At 68.7% G+C, this 13,057-nt stretch carries 12 protein-coding genes and 2 pseudogenes; 7 read left to right on the forward strand and 7 right to left on the reverse strand.

Annotated elements, in window-relative coordinates:
* A partial coding sequence (locus BMG523DRAFT_RS20220) for a CHAT domain-containing protein (protein ID WP_043591994.1) occupies window positions 1-280 on the forward strand: 280 nt, incomplete at its 5' end.
* A 476-nt stretch (window positions 281-756) separates the two neighbouring features.
* Window positions 757-1,191 carry a hypothetical protein gene (locus BMG523DRAFT_RS20225; RefSeq protein WP_043591996.1) on the forward strand — a complete coding sequence of 145 codons (435 nt, stop codon included), beginning with the start codon at window positions 757-759 and terminating at the stop codon, window positions 1,189-1,191.
* A 5-nt stretch (window positions 1,192-1,196) separates the two neighbouring features.
* On the opposite strand, the gene BMG523DRAFT_RS20230 is transcribed toward BMG523DRAFT_RS20225, so the two are convergent.
* The 7 genes from BMG523DRAFT_RS20230 to BMG523DRAFT_RS20260 are packed head-to-tail and all read right to left on the reverse strand — an operon-like array spanning window position 1,197 to window position 8,820.
* Window positions 1,197-1,682, reverse strand: coding sequence for a DUF4913 domain-containing protein (locus tag BMG523DRAFT_RS20230; RefSeq protein ID WP_051623975.1), 486 nt, complete (start codon window positions 1,680-1,682; stop codon window positions 1,197-1,199).
* Window positions 1,657-3,456, reverse strand: a complete 1,800-nt coding sequence (locus BMG523DRAFT_RS20235; RefSeq protein ID WP_051623976.1) for a type IV secretory system conjugative DNA transfer family protein — start codon at window positions 3,454-3,456, stop codon at window positions 1,657-1,659. Before BMG523DRAFT_RS20235 ends, BMG523DRAFT_RS20230 begins: the two co-directional genes overlap by 26 nt.
* The gene (locus tag BMG523DRAFT_RS20240; RefSeq protein ID WP_200923132.1) at window positions 3,453-5,030 is read right to left on the reverse strand and encodes a hypothetical protein; all 1,578 of its coding nucleotides are present in this window, start codon (window positions 5,028-5,030) and stop codon (window positions 3,453-3,455) included. The genes BMG523DRAFT_RS20235 and BMG523DRAFT_RS20240 overlap by 4 nt, the downstream gene beginning before the upstream one ends.
* Complete coding sequence (locus BMG523DRAFT_RS20245; protein WP_043591997.1) at window positions 4,985-6,472, reverse strand: SCO6880 family protein; 1,488 nt, start codon at window positions 6,470-6,472, stop codon at window positions 4,985-4,987. The genes BMG523DRAFT_RS20240 and BMG523DRAFT_RS20245 overlap by 46 nt, the downstream gene beginning before the upstream one ends.
* Complete coding sequence (locus BMG523DRAFT_RS20250; RefSeq protein ID WP_134351197.1) at window positions 6,469-7,731, reverse strand: hypothetical protein; 1,263 nt, start codon at window positions 7,729-7,731, stop codon at window positions 6,469-6,471. Before BMG523DRAFT_RS20250 ends, BMG523DRAFT_RS20245 begins: the two co-directional genes overlap by 4 nt.
* A gap of 10 nt (window positions 7,732-7,741) precedes the next feature.
* Entirely contained in the window at window positions 7,742-8,530 is a 789-nt protein-coding gene (locus tag BMG523DRAFT_RS20255) for a hypothetical protein (RefSeq protein WP_160323735.1), read from the reverse strand.
* Window positions 8,527-8,820: a hypothetical protein gene (locus BMG523DRAFT_RS20260; protein WP_043592000.1), complete on the reverse strand. Its 294-nt coding sequence runs from the start codon at window positions 8,818-8,820 to the stop codon at window positions 8,527-8,529. Before BMG523DRAFT_RS20260 ends, BMG523DRAFT_RS20255 begins: the two co-directional genes overlap by 4 nt.
* 660 nt (window positions 8,821-9,480) lie before the next feature.
* Between BMG523DRAFT_RS20260 and BMG523DRAFT_RS20265 the strand changes: the two genes are divergently transcribed.
* The 5 genes and pseudogenes from BMG523DRAFT_RS20265 to BMG523DRAFT_RS20280 form a co-directional block, all read left to right on the forward strand.
* The gene (locus BMG523DRAFT_RS20265; protein WP_043592001.1) at window positions 9,481-9,684 is read left to right on the forward strand and encodes a hypothetical protein; all 204 of its coding nucleotides are present in this window, start codon (window positions 9,481-9,483) and stop codon (window positions 9,682-9,684) included.
* Between the two features lie 108 nt (window positions 9,685-9,792).
* Window positions 9,793-10,045: pseudogene (locus tag BMG523DRAFT_RS27525) on the forward strand (hypothetical protein); the annotation flags it as partial.
* 189 nt (window positions 10,046-10,234) lie between these two features.
* Window positions 10,235-10,375 (forward strand): annotated as a pseudogene (locus BMG523DRAFT_RS24890) (IS5/IS1182 family transposase); the annotation flags it as partial.
* 147 nt (window positions 10,376-10,522) lie between these two features.
* Entirely contained in the window at window positions 10,523-12,244 is a 1,722-nt protein-coding gene (locus BMG523DRAFT_RS20275; RefSeq protein ID WP_083494897.1) for a trehalose-6-phosphate synthase, read from the forward strand.
* Window positions 12,245-12,368: 124 nt separating this feature from the next.
* Window positions 12,369-13,057: IS6 family transposase (locus BMG523DRAFT_RS20280; RefSeq protein WP_235463285.1), on the forward strand; the 689-nt coding region annotated here is incomplete at its 3' end.

A 13,057-nucleotide genomic window follows, 5' to 3' on the forward strand; every position in this document is an offset into this window, starting at 1 on the left:
ATACCTGTCCGCGTGCGAAACCGCCCGCCCGGGCGGCGAGCTTTCCGACGAGGCGATGCACCTCGCCTCCGCCTTCCAGCTCGCCGGCTACCGGCATGTCATCGCCACGCTGTGGCCCATCAACGACCAGATCGCCGTCGACCTCGCGGAAAATATCTACAGGTTCCTAGCCGACGGTAGCGACGTGGCCGCGGCCGTTCACAACGCCACCCGTGCCCAGCGCAACTACGCACCGCGATCCCCGTCACAGTGGGCGTCCCACATCCACGTCGGCGCCTGACGCCGCCACGCCCACACCGCAGCAGCCCACCAAGCTGCTACGTGAGCGTTAGCGGGCGTCTCCACGGCGACGGTGCGCGGGCGTTGCGTGACGCTGCCGGGCGTCCCCGAGAACAGCACCACCTGCTCGAACGCATCCGCACCGAGCAGGCCACCGACGTCTGGAAACAGCGCTACGATATCCGGGCCGGGATCGAGAGCACCAGGCCACAGGCACCAGGCCACAGGCACCAGCGGCCGCGGGCATCCGCCACTCCCGCTACCACGGCCTGCCCAAGAATCATCTCGCTCACGTTTTCGCCACCACCGCGATCAATATCATCCGCCTCGGCGCCTGGTGGACCGACACCCCGACCGGGAGAACACGAACCACCCACTTCAGCACCCTCACCTTCGCGCTCGTCGCATGACCGAATTGGGCGACGGATCCCTCCAGGCGGGGGGAGGACATCAACCGACCCGAGGAGTGATCCGGACATGAGTGACCAACAGCCCACGACCTACTCCGATCCGCTGCTCGACGCCATCAGCGCGATCGAACAGAAGGCGGTCGACACCGTCACCTGTCTGCTGTTCGCCGCCCAGTTCCTCCTTGCCCAGCGCACGCCCGCGCTGACGGAGCGGGCCGAGCCGCTCGAACCCCAGCCGCGGCACGACAGGGCACCGCACAGCGCGGCCGGGACCGCTCAGGCCAAGGAAATCATCGACGATGGCATCATCCGACCAGCCCCGCCCGGTTCACCCACCCAGCCCGATCCTGGCCGGCAGGCCCGTGCGACCCAGCAGGGCCGTATCACCGGTGCGGCGTTCCCCACCCGGCCTACCCCGTCCCCTCCCGTCACGCCGCCGACGGCCAAGCTCACCCCGACCGCGTCGCCAGTGGCGGGCCGCACCCTCGCGCGCGGCTGGTGAACGATCTATCCGTCGTGGGGCCAGCCGGGCGGGGGTGGGATCACAGGCAGGGTCTGGTCGGGTTCGTGCGGGCGGTGGGGCCGGTCGGGTGAGCATCGGGCGAACGGCCCGGTGGGGGCCATCAGCCGGGGCAGCTGGTGATCCAGATGGTCACGGAGCCAGACAGCCATGCCGGTCTGCCCGTTCAGGCGCAGGTGCTCGAAGGAGCGCCACAACGCTTCTAACCGCAGGGCCGCCTCGACGTGGTCCCACCACTGCGGGCACCACCGCCATTCGCCGCCGAGCGGCCGGGCGAACACCGGGGCGAAGAACTCGGCGACCCAGGTCTGCAGGTCCGGATAGCACAGCGCAGCAGGTGCCTGCGCGTCAGCGGGCGTCTGCAGTGCGCCGTCGGTGGACGCGGCTGCCGCGGCGGCGAGGTCGTAGACGGTCTTCTCCAGGCGGGCCACCTGCACGGCGAGATCGTCAACTGTGGGTGACGGGGCGGTCATCGATCGACTCCGATGCGGTGTGGTGGCCGCCGGCCCGGGCGGTGAGCTCGGCGGTGGCCTCCGCGACCGCCGCGGCGATCTCGGCGTGGTGGGGGCCGGTGTACCAGGGGCGTAGCGCGAGCACTGCGGCGCGGGCGCCGGTGGCCAGCAGCAGCGCCCACCCCTTGGGGATCGCCCGGATGTCTCCGGGTTCGAGGATGCGTTGTCGGCGGGCGGACACCGACAGGCCCGCACCCTGGCGGCTGCGGGTGACCGATTCGGTGTCCACCTCGTGCTCGCCCACCAGCCGGGAGACGTCTTCGGCCAGGCGGGCGTCGTCGATACCTGCCCCAAGGATCTTGATTGTGCTGGCGGACCACAGCGCGTCCATGCCGGGCTCCCCCCATACCCGCACGCCTTGGCGGTAGCTCTGCAGGATGGTCAGCGGGACGACCCCGCGGGAGCCGAGGTGGGAGTACAGGTCCGGTAGGTCCTGGATCTTGCAGACGTTCGCGGCCTCGTCCAGGACCGTGACCATCGGTGGGTCGAGCCGGCCGCCGCGAGATTCGGCGCGGCGTACCGCTGCGCGCAGCACCTGGTCGGTCAGCGCGGCCACCAGCGGGCTGGCCGCGCCTTCGTCGTCTTTGGACAGCAGATAGAGGGTGTCGTTGCTGGCGGCGAACGCGGCCATGTCCAGTTCGACGGTGGCCGCACCGGGGGTGACCCAGCGTTGGATTCGTGCGTTGCGCAGGCACTTCGCCGCCGTCCTGGCGGTTTCGTAGACGCCTTCACGGGTTTCAGGGGCGCCTCTTTGCCGGCCGCGCAGCCCGGCGGCGACCGTGGGGAAGCCGCCGGCTGCGAGCAGCTCGGCGGGTAGCGGGGAGCCGGAGTCGTTGAGCCACTCGTAGACGTCGGTGAGGGTGCGTTTCGAGACGGCGGCGGCCAGCAGCAGGCTGGCAAGCAGGTCACCGGCGGCGGCGGACCAGAAGTCGCGGTTCTTGTCCCGGATCTCCTGGAGGAAATGCCCGGCGAGCCGGTCTGCGTCCTCGACGCCGGCGACGGCGGCCAGCGGATTCCACCACCAGGTCTGCTCGGCGTAGGCGACCTGTTGGGGATCGAACACCCACACCCGGCTGTGGGCGGCGCGCAGGGAGGCGGTGGCCGCCCACAGGTCGGCTTTGTTGCTGGTCGCGACCGCCGCGCCGGGGGCATCGAGGATCATCGGCACGGCCAGGCCGGTGGTCTTGCCGGCCCGCGGCGCCATCACGGCCAGGGCGACGTCCTCCCAGGTGCCGCGCAGCGGCGGGCCGGTGGGCACGAGATCGCCCAGCGGCCAGCCGGTCTGCGTCGGGGATAGTCGGCGGCGGTCGAGCGCAGCGAGCGACGGGCACAGCTTACGGGCCCGCTTGGCCACCCCGGCCGGGGTCAACGCGGCCAGGTCGTCCGGGCCGGCCAGCGACGGCAACGCGAGCCGCCAGCGGGTTTCGCGGTGGCGGCGGAACGTCCAACGCCGCCAGCGGCGCGTGACGAGCACGACCAGGACCCCAACGGCCGACATCCACAGCAGCCCGCTGGCGATCAGCCAGCCGGTGGCCACCCCGGGCCAGGCCAGGTCAGCGCGGCCGCGCAGCAGGTAGCCGGCCATGTCGGGCAGGGGGGCGACCTGGCCGCCGCCGACGGCAGCGGCCAGCCGGGCGGTCAGCCATACCAGCCCGAACACGACGGTGGAGATCCACAACAGGCCGAGTAACACCCAGGGGGCAGCCTCATACCGGCAGGCGCCCGGGCGGCTCACCGGAGGTCCCGGCGGATTGCCTGGTCGGAGTCGTACAGCGTTACCTCGTCGGGGGTAAGCGTCATCTGCACCGGGATCCCCAGCCTCCCCCCAGTTTTGATCATGTATTTACCGCGGCCGGGGTGCAGGTGACTCGACTGCCAGGAGTCCGGTGCCGACCAGCTCGTGACCATCTCTCCCTCGGCGTCGGTCAGCGGGGTGATCTCCTGTACCCGGGTCAGTTCCCGCGGCGGGAGCCCGGCCAGCACCGTGATCGCGGCCCTGTCGATAAACCCGCGTGCTTTGGCCCGGTCCTCCTCGGTGACCAGCGCGTCGAGGTCGGCCAGCGAGTGGGTGACCATGAGGCTGGCCATGCCGCGGGCCCGGTTGAGCCGGGTGAGCGTGTCGGCGTGCTCGACCAGACCGGGGGCGCCGCGCAGCGCCCGCCACAGCTCGTCCATGACCGCGACGAAATGCCGCCGGGGGGCCAGGCCGACGTCGGCGAGCGCGGCGGCGCCGTCGACCGCGCCGTGTCCGTAGGCCCAGGTGCACAGCAGCGCGGCGGCTAGCAGGGTGTCCCCGGCCGCGCCCACCCGGGAGATGTCCACCGAGACTGCCGGGGCATCTAGGTCGATCGGCCGGCTGGTGGGCCCGTCGAACACCCCCGCCAGCGATCCTTCACACAGCAGGGCCAGGGATGCGACCAGGCCGGCGACCCTCTCGGCGTAGCTGGCCAGATCGCCGGCACGGGCCGCGGCGCGTAACTGGTCGGGACCCTCGTCCAGGACACGCAGCACATCCGGCACGGTCGGGGGCACCTTCAAACGTTCGTCGAGCAGGTCGATCGCCCGGCCGAGGATGACCTCCTCGATGTTGAGGATCCGGCCGCCCCGCACCAGGCGGATCAGCGCCAACAGCAGCGCGAGGCGGCGGCCGCGGACCTCCCACCGCAGCGCCGCGGCATCGGCGGGATCCATCCGGGTCAGCGCCTGTCCCAGAGGACCGGCGTCCAGCGGGTTGATCCGGTCCATACCGCGGCCCACCCGGATGATCTGACCGCCCAGCGCGTCGATGTGGCGGACGTAGTCCGGTTTGGTGTCCCCCAGGATCAGCGCGCGCACGCCGGTGGCGACCATCCCGGTGATCAGCCGGTGGGTCAACGCGCTCTTGCCGACCCCGGGCTGGCCGAGGATGAACATCCCCGGGTTGGTGACCAGACCGGCGCGCAGCCAGGCCAGCGGGTCCAGGCAGACGGTTTCCCCCCACAGCATGTGCCGGCCGACGGGCACCCCGGCGATCGGGGAGCCGGAGCCGGCGACGAACGGGAACAGCCCAACGGCCTGCACCGTGGTCGCCTGATATTCCGGTGCGACGACGACATGCCCGGCCCGACCGGCGCCGGGTGTCTTCCATCCCCAGGCCGGGGCAAGCGGTTCGGCAGCGGCCGCGGGCATCGTCTCCCCCGGCGGGATCACCGCCGGGGCATGCGCCAGCAGCGGCGCCCGGGTCGGTGGGGCCGGGCTGCGGCGTACCGGTAGTAGCCGGGGCATCAGTGCGGCCACCGGGTGGCGAGCGCCGGCGGGCAGATCCCGCACGGCAGCGTGACGGCGAACCCGGCCGCCTGCGCCCCGTACATCCGCCGCAGCCGGATCTTGGCGGTGTCGGCGCGGGCCTCCAGGTCCGCGACGGCCTTCGGGAGATCCTCGGGCCGGCTGCTGTCGACGGTAACCGTGGCGTACAGCGACATGAGCACCACGCCGGCGCCCTGGGCTTCTTCCCGGGCGGCCCGGGCCGCCGCGGCGGCGTCCGCGTTGTCGCGGGCGGTAGCGTCCCGGCCAGTGCGGGCCCGGTAGAGCGCCCGGAACGTGGCGGCGTTGACCTCCGTCTCCAACGTCCGGGCCGCGACACCGGCGAGCATGGGCCGGTAGAGCATCGTCACCCGTGTCGGCCAGGGGCCTGGCGCGAGCAGGCGAGCCAGCACATCGGAGTGCACCAGCTGGCGGGGGGCCTCCCGCCAGCCCCAGGAGGTGCTCAGTCCGGAGTCGTGTCGGTAGGCGTCCCAGGTTTCGCGTGCGGCGACCGGCCCGGCGTCCGCCCAGCGCAGCAGCCTCCGCTCGCCGCGGGCGCTGCCTTCCAGCAGCCGGATGACCTCTCCCCGCCTGGCCGGGTCGAACGCGACCCGCACGGCGCCAGCGAGCTCGGCCGCGCTGGCCCGGCCCAGCACCGTGACCCCGCAGCCACCCAGCGCCGATTCCAGCCCGATCAGGGTGCGGGAGAACTCCACCGCCGCGTCCAGTACCTTCGCTGGTCGGGTCGGCGCGAACCGCGGATCGAACGTGATCGACACCCGGGTGTCGACGTCGGCCGTAGTGTGCGGGGAGGCCACCAGGTCGTGCACGAGCTGCCGGGCCACGGAGGGTGCGGCAGGGTCCAGCGTGCCCAGGAGGGCGTCGCGCAGGGTCGTGCCTGGGTCTGGTGCGGTGTCCACAGTGACCGCGACCCAGCGCACCGCCGGCAGGTAGCCGAGGCTGGCCAGCCAGCCGCCCCAGGACGCCGTCCAGGTGTCCGCGTCCGAGCCGGCCAGCCAGGTAGAGGTGGCCGACACCCGTATCGTCGCGGTCAGCAGGCCGGTGCGGCGGTCCCAGACCAGCCCGTAGCGGCCCCCGGCGCCGTCCTCGACGTCGACGAGGGCCATCGGGGCCAGCACCCCGGGCAGCTGCCAGGCCCGAGGGTGGGCCACCAGCACCCCGCCGTCCCGCCGGTTCCAGCCGCGCAGCACCGCATACCGCCAGCGGACGTGCTGCACCAGGACATGCAGCAGCGGGATCCCGTCCCAGCGGGCCACCGTCACTCCCAGCAGCACCGCCAGCGGCGGGCCGAGCACCAGCAGCGCCCGTGGGCGGATCGTGGCCGCCAGCAGCACCAGTGCGAACATGCCCAGGGCGGCCAACGTCTGCCCGGTGGTCAGACCCATCAGACCCAGCCCGCGGGCCCGCCGCCAGCCACCGTAGGTCCGTACCGGCGTCGGCTCGGTCATGTCCCCTCACCCCCACCCTGGGTTCCGATCGGCGACGGTCCTGTCGGCGGGGTCATCCTGGCGGCCGCGGTCTGCCCCGCGCCGCGGACAGCCTCAGGGGCCGCGCTCGCTCCCGGGGGACCGGCGGCCGTACCGGGCGAACCGGGCGAACCGGGCGAACCGGGCGGCCCGCCTGCCGGTTGCCTGCCTGTCAGGGCCGCTCCGGACGGTGTCCCGCCTCCACCGGTACCCGCCGGTGGCTCACCCTCCGCCAGGGATTGCATGTACCGGGCGTGCGCGGGGGCTGGCCAGCCACCCGCGGGTGCCCCACTCCTGGCGCCGCGCAGGCCCGCAGCCGCCTGCAAGGCGAAACCGATGGATGTCAGCAGCTGCCCGTCTCCGCCGTCCTGCCCGGCTTGGGCGACGGTCCAGTTGAACAGGCGCATCAGCGCCGGCAGCGCCAACACCGCCATAATGATCATGGTGAAGCCGGTGAACACGGTGCGGGCGTCCTCACCGTGGCCGGCCAGCGTGAACGCGGTGGCGTAGACCAGGGCAGCGGTCGGCTTGTAGAACACCAGCGCGGCGGCCCACCCGGTGACCCGGGGGAACCAGCCTTCCGTCACCGAGGTCATCTTCCCCGCGGCGGCGAGCTGCAGCGCAGCGACCAGGATGGGAATCGCCCCATCCCGGAAGATCATGAGAACCGCTTGGATGAAGCTGGCTAGGAAGGCCAGCAGACCCAGCAGGATCAGCACTAGATAACCGCCGTGCGTGCCTGTCAGTGTGAGGATCTTGGTCATCCGCTCGGCGAACTCGTTATCCGTGCTGGTGTTGAGCACCCAGGTGGAGAATGCATCCCCCGCATTGACCAAGGCCGCGATCAGCGTGGTGCCAACCCCGGTGGCGACCGCATAAGTGATCAGTCCGCGGCCGGCGCGGACCAGCGGATTGACCCGCCGCTCCAACGCGAGCCGGATGCCCTGCACCATCAGCCCGCCGACCAACATCACCACCACGATCGGCAGCAGGAAACCCCGGATCATCCCGATCGTCGCAACGTCCCCCTTGAGGTTGATGGAGGGCACATTGACCCACCAGGACGTCGACATCCTCACCATCCAGCCGACCGCGTCGGCGACCCTGTCGGCGACCACCTCGAGGAACATGTCGAAGATTGCTTCGGCTACATCACCTGCGAAGATTTCTTTGAATATCTCTTTCGCAAGATCTTTGATTCCATCTTTGATATAGCACAGCACATCAAAAGGCACACACACGGCGGACTCCTTAAAACTGGGCGAGCATCCTGAAGCCTGCGGTGTCCGTCACCTGCGATCCGGCGTTTCTCCAATCCCCGCCTGACGGAGCGACGACCTTCCAGTCATCGTCGACCCAGCGCACTTCGACCCGCACTGCCGCCAGCAGGGGCTGGCCCTTCGCCTGGATCAGGAGGAGCAGGTAACGCACCATCGCCGTGTCCTGGGAGTAGCTCTCCAGTTGCCAGCCGATGATCCGGGAGTCTGATCCTGCGATCCGCTCCCCCGGGCCAGGCATGTCTTGACGCCCCTCGCGCTGGGCGGCGGCTAACAGCGCGGTGCGGTTATCCCCGATGACCTGCCGTTCGATGGTGGGCCGCCACACCGACTCGCCAAGGGTCCCGGCGGTCCGGTAGGCGATGTTGATCGCGGCCAGCACGCTGCCGATCCGTGAGCGAGCAAAACCCGATGCGAGGAACCCGTCGAGATGCGCCGGCCCTGCCGCGGCCGACCGTGGCAGCCGCAGACCGCCGATAAAGTCGTAGAACGTAACGTCGTCCGCCCTCGGGGGCGGTGACACCGGGGGCGGTGACACCGGGGGCGGTGACACCGGGGGCGGTGACACCGGGGGCGACGATTCGAGCCCAAAGCTGGGCTGCCCGGCCGCCTCGACGGTGCTGGTGCTGGTGTGCCCAGGGCCAGCCGGCCGGGAGGATTTGTCGCCGCCGGTGAGCCGTATGCCGACGAGGCCCCCGGCACCGACCAGCGCCACGGCGGCGATGACCAGGACCATCGGCCGGCGGGCTCCCTGGCCCGTCATTGGATGAACGCCGAGACGAAGGACCCCGCCAGGAAGATCAGGCTCATCGCCGCGAGCGCCCACGGCACACCGGCCGCGCCCTCCACGCTCATCTGGGAGCGGTTCCGACGACCGAGCGCCATCATGATCGCGCAGATGAGCAGTCCAACCACACCAGCGACCAACCCTCCGTACTTCAACCAGCCCACCACCATGTTCACGGTTTCTTGCACCCCCTCGGGTGCCTGGGGGCGCGGGTTGGGCACGAGCGGATCGATGGCGGCCAACGACTGCAGAGCGATGATCAGCACGAAAAGGTCCCTCCTGTTCAGGCACGGCCAGCGCGGCGCGAATGTCCGCCACCACAGATCTGATCTTGGCTGGCGGTGGCTCGTCGAACGGATCCTCGAGGTAGCGGAGGTAGCGGAGGTAGCGCCAGCGCTGCACATACGGCACCTGGACACGACATCCACCCGGTCGCCAGCAGCCGTGCGAGGGTCGATGCCCCGGCGCCCCCGTGACAGCCCACCACGCGGCAGCCTCCCGGACCCGTAGTCGGACGCTTTCGGGGACGCCCGGCAGCGGCCCGCGACACCGTCGCCGTGGAGGCGCCCGCTAACGCGGTCACGTTCTTGATGCTGTTGCCCATCCCGGATTCCTCCTCGTCCCCAACGCACCCGCCGGAACCCCCACCTGACCCATCCACCAGGTGACCTAGATCATGTCGGGAACGGTACGCCGACCTCGACGGTGCTTGCAAGCGCTTGCATCAGGCTGGTGCGCGGCGTATCACTGAACACGTCCGATGCGGACACCCCCGCATGGCTGCCGACCCGGGCTTCCCCCGCACAGCGACCACACGCACGCCGCCCGGGGTTCTTCCGGATCTCGGCGACCTGAGGGGTACGCGCCTTCCTGGGCGGTCGTCCGCACCTGCTGCTGTCGGCATCCACCCACCCGTGGGAAGGCACGTGCGCTACGCACTACCGGGTCTCGGCCGCCTCACCGACTTCACCGTGCTCGCCGCCAACGACGGGTGGAACCTGCTGCACCTCCAGACACCACCGGTGATGCCCTTCGACGCATCCGAGTACGAAACCAGCTACGACCACGCCAGCTCGACCCGCCAGAGACCAACTCAATTTAACAAAGTATTTAACGGGTGCATCCGTTAGCGACTCCGCGGAAGCCAGGGTTGTCTAGGAACTCGCTTTGGATCTTGTTTCTGTGTGCTGTGAATAGTCTTCGAGGAGAAGTGCGAGGGCAGGCCAGCGATCGCCCTGATCTTTGCCGATGGCGGCTTCGCCGGACAGTTCGTCCAGTGGGCGGGCCAGTACCTGAGGAAGACCGTTCTGGAAGACCGTTCTGATCGTTCGGAAGCGACCCGGCCAACGCACGTTCGAGGTTCTCGAGAAAAGGTGGATCGTCGAACGCACCCCGTGCGCCGCGAGGCACTCTGTTGTATCCCCGGTTCAGCCGGGAGGGACTTGGAGGGAGGTTCCTGGGCCGGATGGCTGGCCTGGGTCCGAAAGGTGAAGGGGACCAGGTGATCGGACAACCCAGCCTCGGGAGGTATGAGTAATGCAGAGCGCCGCAACGGTGCTGGATGTCCTGCGTCACTGGGAGCCGGATGATCGGGAAACCATCAAGTCCGGTTCGGCGGGAGGCCGCGCGGAAAAGGACCAGCTCAAGCTGGCACCTCGCTGCGCGACCGGCCCATCAGCCTGGATCACCGCACATCGACGTCTCGCCCGTGACTACGAAACCCACCCCGCCCGCTCCGAAGCGATGATCCACCTGGCAATGATCAACAATACAGCCAGGCGCGTAACGGGCGAGACCACCCCCACCTGGCGAGGAACCTAAACCCGAACCAAAAAGAACCCGCAGGATCGAACGCCCTGAGTTCATCTTTTCCAATCAAGCGATCACCGATGGTGTCGCGCCGCTGGAGGTTCGGGAACCGGTAGCTGTCCCGGCACCTCCGCGAACGACTGAGGAGGCCGCACAATCATGCCCGATACCGACCTGCCGCTGGTGTTGTTGTCCAATCGCGGTCCGGTGAGTCACTACCGCGACGGTTCCGGGGAGCTGAAGACTAACCGCGGGAGCGGTGGGCTCGTGTCGGCGCTGTCCGGCCTCGCCGAACGCCTCAGCGAGAACGGGGTCGTCTGGGTTTGCGGGGCGTTGACCGACGCGGACGTCACCGCCGCCGCCCGTCACAAGGACGGCTTAATCCCTATACAACCGCGTGTTGTCGACGGCAAGCCCGAGGGCCCGAAGATCGATATGCGGATGGTCGACACCGACAAGGAGGCCTACCACAAATTCTACGAGGTGTGGTCGAACCCGATCCTGTGGTTCATCCAGCACGAACTCTACAAGAGTGGCGACTGGCAACTTGAGATCACGCAGGAGACACGCGACGCCTTCGAGCGCGGCTACGCCGAGGTAAACCGCGTCTATGCCGATGCAGTCATCGACGAGGTCCGTAAGCGCGACAGCAAGGCGTTGGTAATGTTGCATGATTATCACTTCTATCTGGTGGCCGAACGGGTCCGGGAACAGTGCCCGGATACCATGATCACACATTTTATCCACATTCCCTGGCCGAGCCCAGAGGCGTGGCATATCCTCCCGGAGGATATCCGTGAGCGGCTGTTTCGGGGCCTGCTCGGCAACGACATCGTCGGCTTCCAGACCCGCAGCGCCGCACGTAACTTTGCGCTGTGCGCCCAAGAGCTGCCCGGCGTTAGGGTCGAGAGGGACCCGGATAATCCGGACACGCTGGAGGTACATGTAGACGGCCGCACCGTCCGGGTCCGCCATTACCCGATCTCAGTGAACCCGGAGGCGTTGAAAGAGATCCAACGCACACAGGAAGTGCAGAAACACATCTCCGAACTGGAGAAGAAATTCCAGACGGAGGATCTTCAGCTCATCCTGCGGGTGGACCGCACCGACCCGAGCAAGAACGCCGTACGCGGGTTCGATGCCTTCGGCAAGCTGCTCGATAATCATCCTGAACTGGTCGGGAAGGTCCGCTTTCTGGCACTGCTGCAAAAGAGCCGTACGAACGTGCCCGCGTACGCCGACTACATCAAGAAGATCGATGATAAGGTCGCCGAGATCAACGCACGGTACGCTCCGGACGGGTGGCAGCCCATCGATCTGCACTACGTCGAGGATCTCCCACTCGCAGTCGCGGCGTACTCGATCTGCGATGTGATCATGGTTAACCCTGTTGCGGACGGTATGAACCTGGTGGCCAAGGAGGTCGCGGTGCTGGCCAAGGAGGTCGCGGCGCGCAAGCAACGCTGCGGCGTGCTGGCCCTGTCAGAGAAGGCAGGCGTCTACGAAGAACTCAGCGAGTATGCCGTCACGTTGGATCCCTTTAGTATCGATCAGATGGCGGGCGCTCTCTACACGGCGCTGAACTTGGAGGAGGAAGATCGACGCGAGCGCCTGAAGAATGCTGCCAAGCAGGTAGAAACACATCATGTGGAAGATTGGCTGAACGCTCAGTTGAAAGATATCCCGCCTTTACGTCAACTGTCAGGATCACCGAAAGCTTACCCAGCCCCGCATCAGGCAGCTTACCCAGCCCCTATTCGCCCGTCATCTGGTCGAGCATGTCCAGCACCAGGCGCCGCTTCTTCCGGTAGCGGACTTCATAGGGTAGACCGGCACGAGCCCGCAGCCAGCGAGCCTGCCCGGCAGCCGCCTGGTCGCTGACGGCGCTGACGCCCCTGTGCTGTCAACTACCCTGAGTGGCTGGTGGGTGTGTGCGCGAGATGGCGTGACACTGTCGCATCGGCGGAGTCCGGCATCGCGAATCCTGATCAGTCATGATCGGCTGATGCGTCGAGGTCGTGTCTGTCCACCGGTTCCGGCGTCGGAGTTCGCGGGGTTCCGGTTCCCACCGGAAGTGATCATTCTGGCGGTGCGGTGGTACCTGCGGTTCGCGTTGTCGTACCGGGATGTCGAGGAACTGCTCGCCGAACGTGGCCTCGACGTTGACCACGTCACGATCTACCGCGGGGTGCAGCGCTTCACGCCCTTGCTGGCCGAGACGGCCCGGGCGTGTCGTCATCGGCCTGGGGACAGGGGGTTTGTCGATGAGACCTATGTGAAGGTCGCCGGCCGCTGGACGTACCCGTACCGGGCGGTCGACCAGTACGGGCAGGTCATCGACGTCCTGGCCAGCACCCGCCGCGACCAGGCCGCTGCCCGGCGCTTCTTCGTTCGAGCACTGGCCCAAGGCCGCCGGCCAGCCGAGGTCACCACCGGCAAGACGCCGGTCTACCCGCTACTCCTCGACGAGCTGCTTCCCGAGTCCTGCCACGCCGACGCCGCCCGGGAGAACACCCGGATCGAAACCGACCACGGCCGCCTGAAAGCCCGGCTCCGGCCGATGCGCGGACTGAAACGACTGCGCTCGGTCCGGGCGGGTAAGAGCCTGTTTTGGATCTTTTTGCATATGCGGAGCGTGACGGAAAGTTGGTGTGGATGTTGGTGGTGGGGTTTGGACGGGGGTGATGGCGGCAG

The sequence above is a fragment of the Frankia sp. BMG5.23 genome (assembly GCF_000685765.2).
In the GTDB taxonomy this organism is placed as follows: domain Bacteria; phylum Actinomycetota; class Actinomycetes; order Frankiales; family Frankiaceae; genus Frankia; species Frankia casuarinae.